Origin of the sequence: Brachyspira alvinipulli ATCC 51933, assembly GCF_000518245.1 — a bacterium.
GTDB classification, from domain to species: domain Bacteria; phylum Spirochaetota; class Brachyspiria; order Brachyspirales; family Brachyspiraceae; genus Brachyspira; species Brachyspira alvinipulli.
On record NZ_JADF01000020.1, the window covers coordinates 17,670 to 37,976 of the forward strand.

Annotated in this window: 19 protein-coding genes and 1 pseudogene; 11 read left to right on the forward strand and 9 right to left on the reverse strand. The window is 24.8% G+C overall.

The annotated features are described in order from the left end of the window. Positions 1–12: 12 nt before the first annotated feature. Positions 13–699 carry a nicotinamide riboside transporter PnuC gene (gene pnuC, locus T324_RS0103220; protein ID WP_028328939.1) on the reverse strand — a complete coding sequence of 229 codons (687 nt, stop codon included), beginning with the start codon at positions 697–699 and terminating at the stop codon, positions 13–15. A gap of 116 nt (positions 700–815) precedes the next feature. Between pnuC and T324_RS17660 the strand changes: the two genes are divergently transcribed. The 6 genes and pseudogenes from T324_RS17660 to T324_RS0103245 all read left to right on the forward strand — a co-directional run bounded on the left by T324_RS17660 (position 816) and on the right by T324_RS0103245 (position 5,888). Next, positions 816–1,358 carry a hypothetical protein gene (locus T324_RS17660; RefSeq protein WP_028328940.1) on the forward strand — a complete coding sequence of 181 codons (543 nt, stop codon included), beginning with the start codon at positions 816–818 and terminating at the stop codon, positions 1,356–1,358. A gap of 40 nt (positions 1,359–1,398) precedes the next feature. Beyond that, positions 1,399–2,529 (forward strand): hypothetical protein, encoded by a 1,131-nt coding sequence (locus T324_RS17665; RefSeq protein ID WP_028328941.1) that lies wholly within the window; start codon positions 1,399–1,401, stop codon positions 2,527–2,529. 339 nt (positions 2,530–2,868) lie between these two features. After that, positions 2,869–3,003, forward strand: a complete 135-nt coding sequence (locus tag T324_RS18725; RefSeq protein WP_281171794.1) for a hypothetical protein — start codon at positions 2,869–2,871, stop codon at positions 3,001–3,003. A gap of 119 nt (positions 3,004–3,122) precedes the next feature. Further along, positions 3,123–3,608: a hypothetical protein gene (locus T324_RS16630; protein WP_245580616.1), complete on the forward strand. Its 486-nt coding sequence runs from the start codon at positions 3,123–3,125 to the stop codon at positions 3,606–3,608. Positions 3,609–3,757: 149 nt separating this feature from the next. Beyond that, positions 3,758–4,481, forward strand: a pseudogene (locus tag T324_RS16635) (porin family protein). A gap of 369 nt (positions 4,482–4,850) precedes the next feature. Beyond that, positions 4,851–5,888, forward strand: a complete 1,038-nt coding sequence (locus T324_RS0103245) for a hypothetical protein (RefSeq protein WP_028328942.1) — start codon at positions 4,851–4,853, stop codon at positions 5,886–5,888. Between the two features lie 42 nt (positions 5,889–5,930). Here the strand turns inward: T324_RS0103245 and purD are convergent, their stop codons facing one another. The 3 genes from purD to T324_RS0103260 form a co-directional block, all read right to left on the reverse strand. Then, positions 5,931–7,184, reverse strand: coding sequence for a phosphoribosylamine--glycine ligase (gene purD, locus T324_RS0103250; RefSeq protein ID WP_028328943.1), 1,254 nt, complete (start codon positions 7,182–7,184; stop codon positions 5,931–5,933). 137 nt (positions 7,185–7,321) lie between these two features. Further along, entirely contained in the window at positions 7,322–9,178 is a 1,857-nt protein-coding gene (locus T324_RS0103255; protein ID WP_028328944.1) for a motility associated factor glycosyltransferase family protein, read from the reverse strand. Between the two features lie 113 nt (positions 9,179–9,291). Further along, positions 9,292–10,182 (reverse strand): polyprenyl synthetase family protein, encoded by an 891-nt coding sequence (locus T324_RS0103260; RefSeq protein ID WP_028328945.1) that lies wholly within the window; start codon positions 10,180–10,182, stop codon positions 9,292–9,294. Positions 10,183–10,532: 350 nt separating this feature from the next. Between T324_RS0103260 and T324_RS0103265 the strand changes: the two genes are divergently transcribed. From T324_RS0103265 to T324_RS0103280, 4 genes are all read left to right on the forward strand, one after another. Next, positions 10,533–11,924: a hypothetical protein gene (locus T324_RS0103265; RefSeq protein WP_028328946.1), complete on the forward strand. Its 1,392-nt coding sequence runs from the start codon at positions 10,533–10,535 to the stop codon at positions 11,922–11,924. Positions 11,925–12,073: 149 nt separating this feature from the next. Further along, positions 12,074–13,897: a methyl-accepting chemotaxis protein gene (locus T324_RS0103270; RefSeq protein ID WP_028328947.1), complete on the forward strand. Its 1,824-nt coding sequence runs from the start codon at positions 12,074–12,076 to the stop codon at positions 13,895–13,897. Positions 13,898–13,996: 99 nt separating this feature from the next. Then, positions 13,997–14,200 (forward strand): 50S ribosomal protein L31, encoded by a 204-nt coding sequence (gene rpmE, locus T324_RS0103275; protein WP_020004042.1) that lies wholly within the window; start codon positions 13,997–13,999, stop codon positions 14,198–14,200. Between the two features lie 145 nt (positions 14,201–14,345). Then, positions 14,346–15,047: a B3/B4 domain-containing protein gene (locus tag T324_RS0103280; RefSeq protein WP_028328948.1), complete on the forward strand. Its 702-nt coding sequence runs from the start codon at positions 14,346–14,348 to the stop codon at positions 15,045–15,047. 62 nt (positions 15,048–15,109) lie between these two features. Here the strand turns inward: T324_RS0103280 and purC are convergent, their stop codons facing one another. The 5 genes from purC to T324_RS0103305 form a co-directional block, all read right to left on the reverse strand. After that, complete coding sequence (purC, locus tag T324_RS0103285) at positions 15,110–15,826, reverse strand: phosphoribosylaminoimidazolesuccinocarboxamide synthase (RefSeq protein WP_028328949.1); 717 nt, start codon at positions 15,824–15,826, stop codon at positions 15,110–15,112. A 110-nt stretch (positions 15,827–15,936) separates the two neighbouring features. Next, positions 15,937–16,425: a 5-(carboxyamino)imidazole ribonucleotide mutase gene (gene purE, locus T324_RS0103290; RefSeq protein ID WP_028328950.1), complete on the reverse strand. Its 489-nt coding sequence runs from the start codon at positions 16,423–16,425 to the stop codon at positions 15,937–15,939. Positions 16,426–16,500: 75 nt separating this feature from the next. Further along, positions 16,501–16,665 carry a zinc ribbon domain-containing protein gene (locus tag T324_RS18010; protein WP_156920142.1) on the reverse strand — a complete coding sequence of 55 codons (165 nt, stop codon included), beginning with the start codon at positions 16,663–16,665 and terminating at the stop codon, positions 16,501–16,503. 91 nt (positions 16,666–16,756) lie between these two features. Then, positions 16,757–17,137, reverse strand: coding sequence for a hypothetical protein (locus T324_RS0103300; RefSeq protein WP_028328951.1), 381 nt, complete (start codon positions 17,135–17,137; stop codon positions 16,757–16,759). Positions 17,138–17,223: 86 nt separating this feature from the next. Further along, on the reverse strand, positions 17,224–18,885 hold the full coding sequence (locus tag T324_RS0103305; RefSeq protein ID WP_028328952.1) for a methyl-accepting chemotaxis protein: 1,662 nt from the start codon (positions 18,883–18,885) through the stop codon (positions 17,224–17,226). Positions 18,886–19,092: 207 nt separating this feature from the next. Here T324_RS0103305 and T324_RS0103310 point away from each other — a divergent pair, with 207 nt between their 5' ends. Beyond that, complete coding sequence (locus T324_RS0103310; RefSeq protein ID WP_028328953.1) at positions 19,093–20,280, forward strand: ATP-binding protein; 1,188 nt, start codon at positions 19,093–19,095, stop codon at positions 20,278–20,280. Positions 20,281–20,307 lie beyond the last annotated feature (27 nt).

The following is a 20,307-nucleotide window of genomic DNA, read 5'->3' on the forward strand; positions in this document are numbered from 1 at the left end:
AAAAACTCCAAATTATTTTTGTAAATTAGCTTCTTTATACCATTTTATAAGCATAAACAAAGCATTAACCAAATAAACACTCCACATAAGCAAAGTTGCTATATTATCGCCTCCGCTTGAAAAATTAATATACCATATAGAAATATTTAAAATGTTTACCAGTATCCACATTATCCATTGCTCAGAGCATCTTTTAATGCATAGTATCTGTGCTGTTATTGCAAAAACTGTACTTGCACTATCAACAAATGGAAGAGAGCCTCCTAATTTTTTTAATACAAGTCCGTAAACAAATATTGAAGCAAAAGACAAAGCAAATATTATAATTTTGTATTTATTATTTAATTTTGTTTTTATAACTTCGCTGTTTTCTTTATTTAAATTTCTGCTCCATAATATAAATCCCGCTATATTCATAGGTATATAATAGAAGACATTTAACATAAACTCGCCGTAATATTTAGCATTAAAAGCAATATATGAATAAAGAATAGTATTAACCATTCCAAATATATATGAAGATAATTTTCCTTTTCCTGTGAGTATTACACATAATATTCCGCTTATTGATGATACTATACCGATAACATTTTCCTTCCAATATATAGAAAGCGACAATATTATACCGCCTGCAATTATAATCCATAGAATCTCTATTAATTTCCAATTTTGAAGTTCATTTTTTATAAAGTTTTTCATAACAATATTTTTTTAAATAATTTTTGTTAGTTATTTTATATTTATAGTATATAAAGTCAATAATTGCTAAAATAATATTTATACTATAGAATGATATAAAATTTTTAGGTTTTATAATGGATTCTAGTAAGAATAAAAAATTTAATATAAATTATAATAATAGAAGATATATAATTGAAAAATACAATATATCTTCAAAATATGATTCATACGAAAGTAATATAAATAAACGCTATGATGATTATTATATTCTTCATTCTCTAGAAAATATAGTAAAAAAGATTAATTCTATAAAAGAAAATAACAATACAGAAGTATTATTAATATCAAAAAATTCAGGAAAGCCCGCACAATTAAAAAAAGGAAAATATAAATATATAAAAATAGAGTTTAAAGAAAATTTAAGCTATAAAGAAATAGATTATGGTTATACAGATGATATTTATTTATTTTTAGATGAAAATAAAATTTGCTTTTTTGAAATAGGAGTATTTTTAGAATTATATAATAATTTAAAATCTTATGAACAATTTAGACATACCTATATATATGAAATAATTAATAAAATAATAAGTCCTTACAAATTAATGTATGATAATTACAGCTTTTTAAATAAAGAAAAAAATTATAAATATATTATAAAAGATATAAAATTTTGAACTTATAATCAAAGAGAGAGAAATTGAAAGATTAAAGAAAGTGATGCAAGAATATTTTGATAACAATAAAAAAACTGCTTCAATTCTTCCTTCATATAGATTAAATAAAGAAGATAAGCAAAAAGATACTAGATATTATACATTAGAAAGTTTAATAGTTTTAGATGAAATATTGAGAATATATAAAGATATAAAAAGTACAGATTTTGTATTTATCAGAAATATAAGCTATTTAGATGATACTGAAGAGATAGCAAAAGAGATATTTAATTTTGATAAAATACTTAAATTAGAGATGTACATTAGAAGCGAAAAATATATAAAAGAAACTTGTTTAGATATAAGCTATGATAAAGAAAGACAAAAAGAAATAAAGAAAATAGATATAAAAAATATATTTAATAATTTTGAAAATATACAAATAAAAGACTTAGAGAATATAATATTTTATTTGTATGATACAATACTTAATTTAATAAGAGATAATAAGAACTACAATATAAAAGAAGATGAACAGTTACAAAAAGGCATTTTATACTATGACAGTGTTTTTCATTACTTACAATATTTTATAGGTTATTTATTTAATAAAGAAATTATAAATGAAGAAGAGTATGTAAAAATAATAGAGCTTTACATTCATAAATATAATACACTTAGAAATCATAATATTTATAAGTTTTACAAATTTTATTTAAATAATGAAACAGCAAAAAAGTATAATATAGAAAATTACGGTATGATTAATTATTATGTTTACTATTATCAAGATGAAGAAAAAATAATTAAAAGATATTCAATATATGATTATAAAGATATATACATTTATTATTATAAGTTTATATTGACAAGTATATATTTCAATATAGCAGAATATCTTAAAAATGAAAAAGAAGAAAATACAAAGACTAATATAGAAATTTCATGTAAACTCTATAAAATAAAAAATGATATTAGAAATTTTTTTGTAATGCTTAATAATTTATATTTTATTGATATTATTGATTATGAAGAGTATAAAAAATATAATTGCTATCAATTTGAAGAATTAATAAATTATATTTTAGATTTGGTTAAAGATAAAGAAACATTTATAGATATAGAAGAAAACATAAAAGAATTTGAAGTCTATAAATTAATAAAAAGAAATAGAATCAATAAAAGAGGATAATTATATATATGATCAGCGTAAATTATTTTATTCATTTTTAGAAGAAGAATATAAATTAAGCTGTGAAGAGATAGAAGATATAATAAAAAAAATCAATAATTTCTATGATATATACAAACAAATAGAAATTCCTATAAAAAATTGAAAAAAATTCTTAATTTAACTTCAATTGACATCCATATAAATACATCAAATTAGAAAAAAATTAAAACTGTTAGTATGTAACCATACTTAGGTATAAAAAAATATAATTAATAATGTTTAATGAAGTGTATAATATAATTTACTTTTTAATGAAGCTCTTTAAAAATTAAACAATATTATTAGGAATTTATAAATATGGCTAAAAGAGATGAAAATAATAATATAGATGAGAATGCTAAAAGAAATATAAATGCTGTTGAGATAAAATATTTTATAAATGGCAGAAAATATACGCTTCCAAAATATTCTTTAGTAAATAAAAAAAATTAATATCTATAGGAGAGTTTTTAAAACTTTTAGAAAAAAATGACATAAAAAATATGAGTATTAATTTACTTAGAGAATAGGATAATAAAGAACTTCTTCCGGCATACAGAGTTGAAAAAGGCATGATCAGAACAGAAAGCAGATATTATATAGATGAACATATTGATATTGTAAAAGAAATAATGAATCTTAAATCTTATGGTTTGGAGATAAGAGAAATAGAAAAAATTATTTTTGAAAATAAATCTTTTGAAATACTTTTTTTATCTAAAATTATAAAAAATAAAGAAACATTATCAAGGGCAAAATTGATAATGAATAATATAAAACAAATGGAAAATAAATTAGTAATTTCTATTTGCAGTGAAATAAAAACTATTTTTAATATTAACGATTATGATTTTAAAGAAACTTTTAATAATCAATATTTAATCAGCATACTAAATGATTATAAAAAAACTAATTTAGATAAAGAAAATACAAGCATATTATTATTATCTTTAATACTGTTAAGTTTATACGATTCTTATGATAATGATGTTTTTGATATAAAAAAATTTTCTGAACAGTTTTACATGATTATTGGTGAAAATAAAAATCATACCTAACCATACTTAGGTGCAAACTTTATCAATTAATAACATTGAATAAAGAAGAAATATATTTAAGCTAGATATATAGATAAACATTTGATAACTTCTTAAAGATTAAAAAATCTTTAATTGTTATAAATAAAAAAATTAATAAGGGGTTTTTTATGAAACACTTGAAAAAAATTATTTTCACAGCTGTATTAGCAGCAGCATTAAGCACATCGGCATTTGCAGCAAGCGGATTTGAGTTCATACTCAATGTACCATTAGGACTAAGCATTGGATTTCCTAAAATACCAGAAGGGACACCTAAAGATATTATTAAAAGCGGGGTTGGTTTTGATGCAGGAGTTACAACTCAATTAGGTTATATGATTTGAATAACTGATGGTTTAGGAATTAGTATATTGGGTGAAATAGGATATGCACATGATACTTTTGCTTATTCTATAGACGGTTATGCTATGACTGGTATGTCTGGAGCACCTAGATTTAATATATCTCAATCTTTTGAAAGTATACAAATAGGCTTGCTTCCTAAATTTAATATTGGAGCATTTGCAATAGGTATAGGCGGAGGAGTAAAAATTCCTATGGCTACAACTTTAAGCGTAAAATATGGTGATACAAAAGGTGAATCTCAAACATATGGTGTTGATATTATAGGAAATATGTATTCTACAGCATTAATAGGATAATATAAAAGGTACTTTCGACTATTCTATATTCTTTACAGATAAAATAGCTTTGAATATAGGTTTATATTTAGGTTATGATTTTATGCCTAAAGTAGCTACAGACGGAAGTATGAGTGGTACACCTTTTGTTGATGGTGGTACTTTTGATATAGGTTTACAGTTAGGATTTAAATTCGGACCAAAAGCATAATTAATTTTAACAAAATAGCTGTTTAAATAAAACAATCATATTTAAAAATCCTGTCTTAATAGTTTATTAAGGCAGGTTTTTTATTTTTAAAAGACTTACTTTACCACGCGTTAAACTAGTTCTAAAAATAAATTTTGCTAACAATAAAACTAAACTATAAATTTTTAGTTCTGCTTACCGCGTGATGTTAATGTTCGCAAATTTAAAAAAACACTTGGGCGGGTGTGCTTTTACTAATTAAGCAATAAAAATAAATAAGACGTTTATTACAGAATAAAGCTTTAAACTTTAAAGGGCGGGGCTTGTAAAATAATTATTTTGACATAAGCATCTTTTTTTGCTATAGTATTAAATTAGGAGTTTTCATTTATGGAATTATATCAGGAAAAATTAATAAACGCTTTAAAAATGTATCAAAATGACTTTTATAATATGGTTACCTCCTTTTATAATAATAAAGACAATTTTGACAGTTTAATAAAAAAATATTCATGTGATACAGAAGATGATGTTGATAAAAATTATCTATTAAGGGCAAGATTATCTTTTTCTATTTTGTTTTATACAAATTTAAAAGGATTAAAAAAAGACGCGGTAAAAAATATAATAATTTATCTATTTGAAGAAGAGATAAAAGACAGAAAAACTTCAAAATATAAAGGCATAGGAATAGCATTAGAAGTTTTAACATTCCTGCTTAATCAGTATAATAAAGATAATAAAGAACTATTTGAAAAAGCAAAAAATGCAAACAGCGATTGTTCTATTGGTTATGATGATAATGTACGTTTTGAAATGAATATAGAAAATTTAAATATTTACTATGCAATAGAATATTCTTTAGAATTAGGATTTAAAGATTTATATTATGAATTAATAAATATATGGAAATCTAGTATAAAACAATGGGATAGAATAAATTTAGAAAGATTGAGAGATTTTGAAATTAAAGTGGGAAATAAAGAAGGAGAACTTGAGGCAAATAAACAATTATACTGCATAACTAAAGAAGCCTATGAAAAAAGCAGACAGAATCCTGCATTAATAAAAAAAAATTTATTTTATTTTATTTCATATTTAAGCAATTATATAGAAAATCTTATTATGGTTGCTAATTATGATGAAGCTTTGAATATTATTATTTCAAATATAGATGATATAAAAAATGCTAATAATAAGGCCTTTTACAATATACATGCAGGAATATCAATAGTGGATAGTTCATTAAAAATTATTATAAATACAGAATATAATGATAAAATTAATATATTATGGGAATTTGTAAAAATAGCATTAACTAATGAGCATTTGCCGTATTCTAAATATATTTATGAGAACTGTATAAAATGTGCTGAAAAAATGAATGATGAAGAGATTAAAAATAAGGTATTAAAAGATATTAAATAAAATTATATTAATATATCTTTTAATACCCAAAATTATAAATGCTTATTTTATCAAGCCTATATCTTTTCTATAGTATTTATCTTTAAAATCTATTTTTTCTATATCCGCATAAGTAAGTTTTCTAGCCTCTTCCAAACTGTCAGCAACATTAACAACATTTAGAACGCGTCCTCCGTCAGTAATAATATTGTTGTTTTCATCCAATTTTGCACCGGCAATAAAACACTTTCCATTAATTTTATCAATGCCTTCTATTTTATAGCCTTTATTGTAAGAAGCAGGGTATCCGCCTGAAGCCATTACTACACAGCATGCGTGTTTATTTTTCCATTTAATATTTAAATTAGATAAATCTCTTTTCATTGCTGATTCTATAATAGATAAATAATCTGTTTCCAGAAGCTGAAGCACAGCTTGAGTTTCTGGGTCTCCCATTCTTACATTATATTCAAGCAAGTATACGCCTTTTTTAGTAATCATAAGCCCGAAAAATATAATTCCTGCAAATGACATTTTTTCTGCTTTTATTCCTTTAAGTGTAGGTTCTAATATATCTTTAATAAATAATTCTTCTGCCTCTTTTGTGTAATAAGGATTAGGAGATATAACCCCCATTCCTCCTGTATTATTTCCTGTATCATTATCCCCTACTTTTTTATGATCCTTAGCTGATATGAAAGGTATTATAACATTGCTGTCTGTAACTGAAAGTATTGAAGCTTCAACTCCTTCTAAAAATTCTTCTATTACAACTTCATCTCCAGCTTCTTTAAAAACTTTTTTTACCATTATATCTTCTATAGCATTTTTAGCTTCTTTTTTATCTTGACATATTACAACACCTTTACCCAAAGCAAGTCCGCTAGCCTTTACAACTATAGGATAACTGCATTTTTCTAAATATTTATCAGCTTCATTATAATCATTAAACACTTCATATTCTGCTGTTTTTATACCATACTTTTTCATAAAACTTTTAGAATAAGCTTTAGAACCTTCAAGTATAGCAGCCTGTTTATTAGGTCCGAATATTTTAAGTCCGTTTTCTTCAAACTTATCAACTATTCCATATACAAGCATCTCTTCGCTTCCTACAATAGTTAAATCTATACCTTCCTTTTTAGCAAAATTAAGTATTTCATCTATTGTAGAAATTTTAACATTTTCGCATTTGTTTTCTTTTGCTGTACCTGCATTCCCTGAAGCACAGTATATTTTTGAAACTTTTTCATTCTTACTTAAATTATGACAAATAGCATGCTCTCTTGCACCTGAACCTATAACAAGTATTTTCATATTTTTATCCTTTAACTATATTTAATAACTTTAATTATAAATAAATTTTTACTCGCTCAATATAATAAAAAAACATAAACAGTAATAATTTGCTGCTTAATTTATATCAAACATTATACTAAAAATATAATACTTTGTCAAAAAGATAATTCTTTGTTTATTTTGATTAATGCACGTTCTATTATGTAATGGTTAAAATCAATACTATCTTTCATAGCTTCATATAATTTAAAAGAATTTACTATGGCTTTATTCATAGTTTCATCTTTAAACTCAAAACCTTCTGTGATGGTCTTGATAGTTTTCTGCATTGTAATGCCTAAAAATTCATTCACTTTACTTATATGAAGTATTTTCATATCTGCCTCATCTAATTTTGAAATAAGTTTATCTACTTTTCTGTGCCTTGATAGCTCATCATTAATTGTATGACATAAATTAATTGCATCTTCAACATAAGGCTTTAATGATATTATTTCTTTATCAATTTTTATTAACCCATTTTTTAAATTTTCTAGTATTTTTATTTTGTCTTCTGTATTTCTATCATATTTATCAGTTTCTATATTAATATTATCAAATTTATCAATTAGTTCCTGAAGTGCAATATTCTCCATTGCTTTTATTATAACACCGCCCTCTGTTGCGTTATAAAATTTTATTTTACTGTTATTAGCACATTGAGCTTCATACCAATTTCTGTACATATCAAATCTTGAATCAGTAAATACACTATCACCATAAATATTTTTTTCTTCTCTTAAATTTCCAGAAACAAGCACTTTATATATTCTGCTGTCATAAGAATCTAATTTCCCTATTTCAGTAAAGAAATTTTCTTCATGGTAGCTTCCTTTTATATGCGTCTGATGATTAGGAAATGACAAATCCAAACCAACCATTATTATAGGATTAGCACCTATTCTAATGGCAAAATCATAAGCAGCAGTAGATACACTTCCGCCCATAGTAATCTCACCTCTTTCACCTAAAGGCTTCATAAAATATTTAGCAAGAGGAAATATAGACCCTATAAAATATTTAGCACCATTGAATGATGATATAGCTTCATGATCAACAGATGACTCTGCAATAAGTATAGTATCTTCAAAATAAATATTTCTAAAATATTTTGAATTTTTTTTCTGCGGGTCAATAGTAATAACAAAATGAGGTGATATTCCATGTGATGATAAAGGCTTCATTGCCGTATCAACAGCTATTATAATTGCCTTATTTTTCATCTCTTTTAATTTTCTAATATTCTTTTCAAGAGAAGGACCGGCTGATACTATAACAGCAGGTATATTATTATATTTATTAAAAAATCTATTAACTCCGTAATGAGTTGCAATTTCTACTGCATTAGAAGCTATATTATAAGTCCAAAGTTTATCAAATCTTGAAATAGTATTTATATTTATAATTTTTTTATCTACTACTGAAAGAACCTTGCTTTGATAATATACAGCCTCATCAGGGAACAAAGATGCATAAGACCTAGTAATAAAAAATTTTACCTTTTTTGTTGTTGTTATAGATATAAACTTCTCTATATCCTCATCATCATTTCCGCCTATAAAGAAAGTTATTTTATTATCTTCAAGTATTTTGTCTAATCTAAAATTATCTATTAAAGAGTTAAAAAAATTTATATCAGGCTCAATCACAGCAACAGAAACATTTAATTTTCTAACAGCATTAATCAAATATCCTCCGCCTATACCAAATATGAATACCAAATCCAAATCTTCATCATTTTCAATTTCTTTTATTAAAGTATTGGCTTCTTTTACCGGATCATAAGCACTATGAAGAAGTATCTGTTTTCCGTTTTTTAAAACTTTTGCCGAAGGTTTTTGGGATTTTGTTTCTATTACCTGTAAAGTTATATCCGATTGTTTAGCATTTTCAAGCATATTAATAAAGTCATAAGGGTATGCTTTAATATTTTTATTTATAGATTCTAAATTTATTTTTTTTATTTCATTCATAATATTATTTCATAATTTTTAATTTTCTTTTTGTTATCGGAGAGTTACAAAAAGAATTTAATCATTTGATTTTGCATAGTAATTTAAATATATGATGAAATTATTGTAAAATTTTATGATTTTCTTTCTATTATATAATTTGCTAATTCTATTAAAATATTCTTAGCTTCACTATCTTTATAAGGCTTTAAATATTCAATAGATTTTTCAATTACTTTTTTGGCTTCTTCTTTTGCACCTTCAAGTCCGAAGTGCTTAACGTAAGTAAGTTTTCCTTCTTTTTCATCTTTACCAACAGTTTTACCCAAAGTTTCATTATCAGAAATAACATCAAGTATGTCATCTTGTATTTGGAATGCAAGTCCTATAGCTTCACCATATTTTGTTATATTTTCTATATCATGTTCATTTGTATTTTCAGATGCTATGGCTCCTAATCTTATGGCTCCTCTAATCATAGCACCTGTTTTTTTAGCATGAAGTATCTTTAGCATATCAAAATTGATTTCTTTTTCTTCATAATATAAATCTATAAACTGCCCCATAACCATTCCACTTATTCCAGCTGCATAACTTAATTCAAAAAATAATTGTCTTAAAGTACTATCTTTAACATCTGCCTTTGAAAGTAATTGAAATGCATGAGTTAAAAGCCCATCTCCTACAAGTATAGCATTAGCTTCACCGTACTTTACATGAGTAGTAGGTTTTCCTCTTCTTAAATCATCATTATCCATAGCAGGCAAATCATCATGAACTAAAGAATATGTATGTATAAGCTCCAATGCTACAGCAGGTATTAAAGCCTTTTTATAATCACCATTAAAAAGTTCGCATGCCAAACATGTAAGTATCGGTCTTAATCTTTTACCACCTGCATACAATGGATATTTAAGCATTTCTATGAAACTATTTTCTAATTCTATAGTGCTTTTATCAAATACATTATCAATAGTTTTATTGATTTCTTCTAGTCTTATATTCATATATTCTTTTAAATTCATTATTTTGCCCCATTATAACGATTTTCTTCTATTATAGAGTAATAAGTAAAAATGTAAAGAATAAAAATTAATTAATCATTTATAATAATAAACTGTATTAATCTTCATAATTACTATTAATATAACTGAATATTTTTCTATTCCTTAACGAATTATTTAATATGTACAAAATGTTTTATGTCAAGTATATAATAAATTCATATAAATATAGCTGATATGTTAATGAAAATTATCAATACACTTGTTTTTTATCTGAACTCTAATAATATAGAATGCATATAATTTTTCTTATGTTATTTTTATTTTTTGCCGATAAAGAATTATAGTAGTATTTTTTAAGGTAATGACGTATGAAATATAGAATATTATTACTTTTATTTATAATTATTAACTGTTCTAATGTATTTGCTCAAAATGCCAACTTTTTAGATACAATTATGTTAGATCAAGTAAAAAGAGTTTATCCAGATGATAATGTAGTGGCTCCATCCAGTTATACTATCAGCATGAACTTTGATTTAAATAGATATAGACTAAATGAACCTATAACTATGGAAATAAAGATATATGCCAAAAAAGGTACTGTAAGTTTTACAAACTCTGTTAATCCTTTTAATAATTATAGCTTTACAGTATATGATAATTACAATAATCCTGTAGTATCATCAGATAATTATACTCTTTGGAAATATAAAAATGAAAGAACTTTAGACTCTTCTAAAGATAGAGTTGTAACTCTTAATGAAGGTGAAAGTTATTCATATTATGTAGATTTGAATAATTGGTTCTATTTTAATAAAACAGGAAGATACAGAATAGAATGTAGCTTTAACCCTATGCCTGAAATAAGCGATAACTTCTCAATGAAAGCAGATACTGCATATTTCTTGATAGATGAAGCTAGAGTATATCAGCAAAATAATTCTGCTATACCAAATAACAATAATTTGATTACAACTAATCAAAATACAATGAAGGCTCTTTATCCTAATGATATTATTTCTAATACTTTATTAGCTATGAAAAATAAAGATTGGACTAATTATTTTACTTATATGCATATGCCTTCTATTATAAGTATAAGCCAAAGATATTCTGAAATATACAGAAGTAATTACAGCAATACATATCTTGAAGATTTTACTGATACAGGAGTGCGTCAAAAAGCTAGAAATTTAAGTTTTGAAGCATTTTTAAGAGATCAATTCTCTGATACTATTAGTCCTAATATGCTAAGAACTAATTTTGGAAATAATTTCTTGAATAATTTAGAAATGGCATATAAATCTAGTAATATAAGAGAATTAGCTATAAGATTTGATATTCTTTACAGAACTTCTTTACCTGAAGATAGAAAATTATTATTTGAGGAATTCAAAAAATACCTAATCTCTGCTTATGACAGAAAAGTAAGAAATGAATTTACGGCAGAATTACAGAGAAATATTGTATCTACAAAGGATCCTCAGTTAAAAACACATTATACAATGGTTCTTAATATGATTAAAAATGAATATAATCCAGCTATAACATATACTTTACTTAATTATAGTATTGATAAAATTACTATAGTTGAAGAGTATGGTTTGCCTAGAGCAGAAGTAGAAACTAGATTATATCACAGATATTTTAATGCTGATACTGGAGATGTTTATGATCCTGTTGTAAAAAGAGTATTTATCTTAAGACAAATGGGACAATATTGGTATATAGTAAATTACTATGATAGTGTTGTAAATTAATTAACATGTAGAAGTATAGTATTTAAAGAGGTGGGAAAAAATATATATGCTTTCTCACTTCTTTTATTTTTTTTAACTAATTATTGATTTTTAAAAATATATTTATAAATTTATATATTATTCACTTATTAATATTTTAGAGGTCTTAAATGTTTGATAGAAAAAAAATAACTTTAATGATGAAATTCATACTTCCTTTTGCAGTCTTTTTAGCCATAATGTATTTTACCATATTTTTTATCTATAAAAATATTTATATGAATTCCTTTATTGAGAGCAAATCTTTCAAAGCCATAAGTGTGCATGATTTAATAGAATCAAAATTAAATAAAGTCAATAATGTAATGAATATATTAGATTCTTACCTCAAAATACCTGATTTGCCATACAGATATTTTGGGGATGCTATAACAAATATATCCAAATTAAGCGATGATTATTTAAATATATATTTTGGAGAAACAATACCATACCCTATAGGTGGAATATTTATAAATTCTTTAGAGCCATTCCCATTAGATTATGACCAAACTTCCAGAGGATGGTATAAGGCTGCTATTTCTGACAATAAAATACATATAACAGATCCTTATGTTGATTTTGCAACATCTAAAATATGTATTACATTTGCCAAAGCAGTATATACAAATAATAATAATCTAAAAGGTGTAGTAGCTATAGATTTCGCAAAAATGGATGATATAGTTCAAAATATAATATATGAAGAAAATGTTAATTTAGTAACATCAAATGGAATGTTTATTAATAATACTGATACAAATAAAATTTTAAATGAAAATTCCAAAATATTTAATGAAACTCTTTTTCCAAATATAAAAAATTATATAGAAACAGGAAAAAATTATACAAATATATCAAAAAATAATTGGTATATGGTTAAAAAGTTAGAAACTGTCCCATGGAGCATTGTATTAAGCGGTGATTTATCATATATAAAATCACAGCTTGCAACACTTATGATAATATTATTCATAGTCTTGGCTGTTATACTCATACTTGAAGCAATATTAGTTGTTATAATAGTAAATCCTATATCATTATCACTAGAACATGCTATAGAAAATATAAAACTTATGAATGACGGATATTTTAATAGCCATTTCAATGAAAAAATGTTGTTAAAAAAAGACCAAACAGCCGATTTATACAAAAATATAAAAAGTATGCAGGATAATATAGGAAAAATAGTATACAATTTAAAAGAAAATATAAACCATATAAATACATCTGTTGAAATAATAGCTAGCGGGAGTACAAATCTTTCTGACAGAACAAACTCTCAAGCTGCTTCATTAGAAGAATTATCTGCTTCAAGTGAAAATTTATCAAATTCTTTGAAAAATACATGTATAAATACTGAAACTGCTAAAAATATGAGTTTAGAGGTAGCTAATTATACATTAACAGGAGTTGATGCTGTAAATATAATTTCCAGCAATATGAATGAAATATCACAATCAAGTAAAAAAATATCAGAAATAACTAAACTTATACAATCTATAGCGTTTCAAACTAATATATTAGCTCTTAATGCATCTGTGGAGGCAGCAAGAGCAGGAGATCAAGGAAGAGGATTCGCTGTTGTTGCTAGTGAAGTTCGTTCTTTAGCTCAAACAGTTAATGAAGCGGCTAACAACATAACTAATATAGTTGATGATACTATTAATAAAATAGAACATGGTAATGAATCTGTTAAACATTCTACAGAAATTCTGCAGCAAATTTCTTCTTCAGCACAAGAAGTAGTAAATATTTTAACAGATATCAATACAACAACTGCTAAAGAACAAGATAGTATAATTCAAATAAATGAGGCTATAAGATCATTAAACAATATAACTCAAGAAAACTCATCTATAGCAGAAAATAGTGCTGATTCAAGCAATGAGGTTAAGGAAATGACAGAAAATATAGTTAATGATATTAATTACTTTAAATTTGATAATAAATAAGAATTTATTATTATACACTATTGCAAAAATAGCATATTTATAATATAATATATTCTTACTTATATATTTATATAATTTTACTTAATGGAGAAGCAAAAAATGAAAAAAGATATACATCCGCAATATTTTGAAACAGATGTAAACTGTGCTTGTGGTGCTAATTTCAAAATACATTCAGTACAAAAAAGTTTACACGTTGATATTTGCCATAACTGTCACCCTTTCTTTACTGGTAAGCAGAAAATTCTTGATACTGCTGGTAGAGTTGATAAATTTAAAAAGCGTTATGGCTTGAAAAAGTAATTTTTTTATATTTGTTTTAAGTCTATAAATGTTATTCTATAACTTTATAGACTTAAATATTCCTTTTAATTATTTATTCTATAAAATCTTTTATATAAATACATCTAAAAAATAATTTCAATCTATAATCAATAGGAGTTTTTTTATGAAATTCATTATAGAAAACAAGGTATTTGAAACTTTAAATAGCCTTTGTGTAGCTGTAATAGTAGCTAAAGGAATAGATAATACTAAAAAAAATGATGAAATTTCTGCCATGCTTAAAGAAAGTATTTCAAATGCTGAAAAAGAATTTGAAAATATAAAAATAAAAGAAAGTAATTATATAAAATGTTACAGAGATGCTTTTCAAAAACTTAATATAAATCCTAATAAATTTATGTGTTCAATAGAAGCATTACTTACAAGGATTTCAAAAAAGAAAGGTATGCCTGAAATTAATGCTGTTGTTGATTTGGTTAATGCTGTCTCTATAAAATATAAATTACCTATGGGAGCACATGATTTAGATTCTATGGAAGAAGATTTTTATATTAGATATTCAACAAATAATGATACTTTTCTGCCATTTGGAGAAACTAATATTGAAAAACTTGATAAAGACGAATTGGTTTATGCTTCTTCTAATGATATAAGAACTAGAAGATGGATATGGAGACAAAGCGAGCATGGAAAAATTATTGAAAGTTCTAAAAATATAATATTCCCTATAGATGCATTTGTTGGAATTAATGATGATACTGCAATTAAAGCTAGAGAAGAACTAAGTAATTTACTTTCAAAATTTTTTAATTGTAATATTACAACCGGAATAATAGATTCAAAAAATAATTATATAGAATTTTAATTTATAAAAATAAAAAAGACTTTGCCAAATAGCAAAGTCTTATAAAATTATAATATATAATATTATAGATTGTTAAGTCTATTTAATACCTCTATATAAGCTTCTTCAATAGATCCTAAATCTCTTCTAAATCTGTCTTTATCCAATTTTTTTCCAGTTTCTTTATCCCAGAATCTGCAAGTATCTGGAGTAATCTCATCTGCTAAAAGTATTTCACCTTTTGAGTTTTTACCAAATTCAACTTTAAAATCAACTAAAGTAATTCCTATTTTATCTAAAGCATCCTTTAATAGATTATTAACTTTTGAAGTTACTTCATAAATATATTTTAACTCATCATAAGTAGCAAGTTTCAAAGCAACAGCATGATGATCATTTATTAAAGGGTCGCCATATTCATCATTTTTATAACAAATTTCAAATATAGTATTAGGAGGAACTGTACCCTCTTCTATACCAAGTCTTTTAGCCATAGAACCAGCAATCAAATTTCTAACTATAACTTCTAAAGGAAATATTTGTACTTTTTGACAAAGCTGTTCTCTATCATTTAATTTTTCTATAAAATGTGTTTTAATTCCATTTTTTTCAAGCATTTTAAAAAGTAATGAAGTAATTTCATTATTCATAACGCCTTTATCTTTAATAGAACCTTTTTTCTCACCATTGAAAGCTGTAGCATCATCTTTATAATATACAATGATTTGATCAGCATTATCAGTAGCATAAACTTTTTTAGCTTTTCCCTCATATATCATTTCTTTTTTTTCTTTAGACATCGTTAACTCCTATTTATTCAAAACTCATAATAAATTAATAATTATTTAATTTACCGAATTATTATATATCTTTTTTAATTATTTTACTATATTTTAAAAATATTTATATTCTAAATATCAAACTCTATAGGCTTGTCATTATCAGCAATAAAATCTTCTTTCATCTTTTTTCTGTACTCTATCAATTTATTTTTTATGTCAGAGTATTTTAAAGCAAGCATCTCAACCGCAAGCATTCCGGCATTATAAGAATTATTTATACCTACTGTAGCAACTGTTATAGGTTTAGGCATTTGTACTATAGAAAGCAAAGCATCCATTCCATCAAGATTACTTGCACTAATAGGAACCCCTATAACAGGAAGTATTGTCTTTGAAGCTATTACCCCAGGTAAATGAGCAGCAAGTCCAGCACCAGCTATTATCACTTCAAAATTATTATTTTCAATATCTTTAATTGTTTTTTCAAGATGTTCAGGCACTCTATGAGCAGAAAGTACAAATGCTTTATATTCTATTCCAAATTCTTTTAAGCAGGAAGCAGCACCTTTCATCTTATCAGTATCAGATCTGCTTCCAAATATTATAGCAACTTTCATGTTTTCTCCTAATAATAAATTTTGAATATATTATAAACAAAAATATATTATAGTGCAAACATAATAGCTTAATAACTATTTTTTTATAATATGATCTATAGATTTAGTATCCTTACTTCCGCATTTAGGACACTTCGGTTTAAAAACTAACATGCTAATAATAGAAAGTCTTTTCCTAGAACTAAACATTTTACCACATGAATTACACATATACATAAAAGGCGGATTAAATGGAAGCATAATAAAACTCCTAATTTATTTTTTATATATTAATATAATAGTATGTATATGTGACATTTTTTGTCATTACAATAAAAAATTATCGGTTTTTTTACTTTCTTGTATAAATACCTGTAAAACCTATACCTATTCCAGCCATTTCATTAAATCCATCTTCTGATACATGTAAAGTGTTTTCATCTTCTATCTGTATAGTTAATGTATAGTCCTCTGATTCATATTTCATAACATTATCTTCTTCATAATAATAAACTACATAATCTAATTCAGCCATATTACCTCTAAATGATACAGCCAAACCTTTAACATAAAATTCAAAAGGACTCTTTAATATAAGTTCTATTTCAGCACCATCACTTCTTACAAAAGTACCTACTAAATCATCTGCTGGAACTGACATAATAGCTTTTTGAGAATAAGCAATAGAATATAAGTATATAAAAGAAATTAATATTATAACAACTTTTTTCATAATTTAACCTTAAATATAAAAATATCAAAACAATAGCTATATAATTATATATAGCTATTGTTCAAATTGTCAACTTTATTATTTTATTAAACTTTGAAGAAATGCATTAATTCAACAAGTTCTCTAGCTTGACCCATTAATGCTTCAGAAGATGCCGTAGCTTCTTCTACCAAAGAAGCATTTTGCTGAGTAGACTGATCCATTTGTGAAACAGCAATATTAACTTGATCAACTCCAGCTTGCTGCTCCACTGCCATAGCACTGATATCCTGCATAATCTTAGAAGTATCCTCTATCTTCTGTTCAATATCCATAAATATATCTTTAGATTTTCTCGCTGTTTCAGTTGCTATTTTTATTTTTTCATTAGAATCGGCAATAAGAGCGGTAATATCTTTAACAGATGACTGGCTGGTTTGTGCCAAATTTCTAACTTCACTAGCAACAACGGCAAATCCTTTACCTTGTTCTCCCGCACGTGCTGCCTCTACTGCAGCATTAAGTGCTAATATATTAGTTTGGAAAGCAATATTTTCTATTATTTTAATAATATCTGTAATTTTATTACTAGCTTCAAATACAAGTTCTATATTATTTGTAGTAGCTTCTATTATATCGCCAGCCTCTTGAACTGACTTTTCAGAATCCTGCATCATTCTATTTCCTCTTACAGAATTATCAGCAGAAGATTTTATTGTAGAAGCAATTTGCTCCATAGAAGAAGCTGTTTCTTCCAAATGAGAGGCCTGCATTTCTGTTCTAGTAGATAAATCTGTATTACCCTGTGCTATTTCTGTAGCAGCCTCAGATATTTCTCTAGAACTTTCTAATACTTTAGATATAATCTCTCTTAAATGTATTACCATATTGTGAAAACTGCGTAACAACAATACAAATTCATTATTGCCTTTAAGTTTACTTTCATCTATTTCTACAGTCAAATTACCATTAGATATTTCAGAAGCTAAATGTACACATAAATGTAAATGCTTTCCTATATTTTTTCCTAAAGAAGCTAAGAAAGCTACAACAGATAATCCAACAATAAATAAACATATAAAAAATAAAATAGTATCATTTCTTACTTCTTTAGCAGCTTTTTGTAAATTTAAAGCATTATCTGATTCTAACTTATCAAAAAATTGATTAATAGGAGACATTATTTCTGAAACTTTTTCCTCATAAGCTTTTCCATTAACAAGTTCTATTGCTTCCAATTGCCTTGCTTTATATTCATCTGGTATAGTTCCATCTGGATTTCTAGGAATACTTTTCATTAATTCCATAGCCTGAATTTCTAAATTTACTAATTCTTCTGATCTGCTTTTTGATAGAGCAAGATAATCAAACATATCCTTAGAAAAATTTAAATCTTTCATAACATTTGAATAAGATTTGGTTTCTCCGTCAGAAGAAGGTTTTTTACCGCTTCCCAAATAAATAGACCAATATATACCTCTATCGTAATTTATAGGTGTAGGTTTTGTTCCTCCAGATATCGCTATACAATCATTATATGCCTGTTCATATTTAGCATCTCCAGTAGCTACAAAACTCCTAACAAACTGTGTCAAAAATGCCGAATTTTGCTGATACTGTCTAGCTATGGCTGAAGATTTTATGGTATGCTGATAAATATTACTATACTCCGTAACACTTCTTACTATTCTAATTTGAAGATATATTAACAAAACTGTAACTAAAAAAGCGTAAATACCAAATATAATAAACCTAGTCCTTATTTTCATAATAAACATCTCCAATAAAATAGTTATTACCATAATTTTCGGAATTATATAGTACTTAATTTATAAAAAATACAAAATAATTCTTTAACCCTATTTTAAATATAATAAAAAAATATAGATTTACGAATATAAAAATAAAAAATACTTGAATAATATTGATAATAAACTTAAAATACATTACTATAAAAAATAATTATTAGGATATATATGAATAATCAAATAGAGCAAATAAGAATAGGATTGGCTAATATAGTAATATTTAGAGATATATTAAAAACAAAAGTTATAAAAAAATTAATAAAATTTTTAGATATCTATAATGATAATAATAAAATAAAAATTTTAGATTATTATTCTGAGTTTTTATATGAATTATTTAAATATAATAACACAATATCAGATTATATGTTAGAACAAATATTCAAAGATGATAATATATATGTAAATAAATATATAAAAAATGAAAATATAAGCACTACATTAGAAAAAACGTTAAAAAATGAATTAGATTTTTTTGAATTTCTTTCATCATTTGATTTCAATAATTTATTCAAAAAAGAAGAATATTCAAACAATATAGCACAATTAGAAAATAAAAGTATAAATTTTTATAGTGTTTATAAAGACCATATAAATAATATTAACAAAAAAGGATATGGAATATTCTATAAAAATAATATGTTTACTCTTGATGATAAAAAAAATATAATACCTGCCAAACATCAAGATATGCAAAACATAAAACAATTATATGGTTATGAAAGGGAAAGAAGTAAAATTATAACAAATACTAAAAGTTTACTTGAAGGAAAGAAAGCTAATAATGTACTATTGTATGGAGATGCCGGAACTGGAAAAAGCAGTACTATAAAAGCAATAGCAAATATGTTTAAAGATGATGGATTAAGACTTATAGAAGTTAAAAAAAGTCAATTATCATTTATAACAGATATAATAGAAAATTTAAGTTATAGTCCATTAAAATTTATAATATTTATAGATGATCTTACATTCTCCTCAAATGATGATACTTTTTCATATTTAAAAGCAGTACTTGAAGGAGGGGTTAATTCTTTTCCAACAAATGTAGTAGTTTATGTTACTTCTAATTACAGACATTTAATAAAAGAAAATTTTAATGACAGAACAGGCGATGATATTCATGTAGAAGATACTATTCAGCAAATTATGAGTTTAACTAATAGATTTGGAATAATAATAACTTTCCAAAGACCTGATAAAGACTTATTTATAGATATTGTCTTGTCATATGCTGAATATAATAATATACAAATGGACAAAGAAGAACTTATAAAACAAGCAGAGAGTTATGCTATAAGAAGTGCTGGAAGAAGTCCAAGAGTAGCAAAGCAGTTTATAGAAACATTATTATAGTTTTAATTTAAAATATCAAAAAATGTG

Excerpts from the sequence above, each read along its gene's own strand:
- pnuC (WP_028328939.1), bottom strand. The coding sequence starts at position 699 with ATGAAAAACTTTATAAAAAATGAACTTCAAAATTGGAAATTAATAGAG.
- T324_RS17660 (WP_028328940.1), top strand. The coding sequence starts at position 816 with ATGGATTCTAGTAAGAATAAAAAATTTAATATAAATTATAATAATAGA.
- T324_RS18725 (WP_281171794.1), top strand. The coding sequence starts at position 2,869 with ATGGCTAAAAGAGATGAAAATAATAATATAGATGAGAATGCTAAAAGA.
- T324_RS16630 (WP_245580616.1), top strand. The coding sequence starts at position 3,123 with ATGATCAGAACAGAAAGCAGATATTATATAGATGAACATATTGATATT.
- T324_RS0103245 (WP_028328942.1), top strand. The coding sequence starts at position 4,851 with ATGGAATTATATCAGGAAAAATTAATAAACGCTTTAAAAATGTATCAA.
- purD (WP_028328943.1), bottom strand. The coding sequence starts at position 7,184 with ATGAAAATACTTGTTATAGGTTCAGGTGCAAGAGAGCATGCTATTTGT.
- T324_RS0103255 (WP_028328944.1), bottom strand. The coding sequence starts at position 9,178 with ATGAATGAAATAAAAAAAATAAATTTAGAATCTATAAATAAAAATATT.
- T324_RS0103260 (WP_028328945.1), bottom strand. The coding sequence starts at position 10,182 with ATGAATTTAAAAGAATATATGAATATAAGACTAGAAGAAATCAATAAA.
- T324_RS0103265 (WP_028328946.1), top strand. The coding sequence starts at position 10,533 with ATGAAATATAGAATATTATTACTTTTATTTATAATTATTAACTGTTCT.
- T324_RS0103270 (WP_028328947.1), top strand. The coding sequence starts at position 12,074 with ATGTTTGATAGAAAAAAAATAACTTTAATGATGAAATTCATACTTCCT.
- rpmE (WP_020004042.1), top strand. The coding sequence starts at position 13,997 with ATGAAAAAAGATATACATCCGCAATATTTTGAAACAGATGTAAACTGT.
- T324_RS0103280 (WP_028328948.1), top strand. The coding sequence starts at position 14,346 with ATGAAATTCATTATAGAAAACAAGGTATTTGAAACTTTAAATAGCCTT.
- purC (WP_028328949.1), bottom strand. The coding sequence starts at position 15,826 with ATGTCTAAAGAAAAAAAAGAAATGATATATGAGGGAAAAGCTAAAAAA.
- purE (WP_028328950.1), bottom strand. The coding sequence starts at position 16,425 with ATGAAAGTTGCTATAATATTTGGAAGCAGATCTGATACTGATAAGATG.
- T324_RS18010 (WP_156920142.1), bottom strand. The coding sequence starts at position 16,665 with ATGCTTCCATTTAATCCGCCTTTTATGTATATGTGTAATTCATGTGGT.
- T324_RS0103300 (WP_028328951.1), bottom strand. The coding sequence starts at position 17,137 with ATGAAAAAAGTTGTTATAATATTAATTTCTTTTATATACTTATATTCT.
- T324_RS0103305 (WP_028328952.1), bottom strand. The coding sequence starts at position 18,885 with ATGAAAATAAGGACTAGGTTTATTATATTTGGTATTTACGCTTTTTTA.
- T324_RS0103310 (WP_028328953.1), top strand. The coding sequence starts at position 19,093 with ATGAATAATCAAATAGAGCAAATAAGAATAGGATTGGCTAATATAGTA.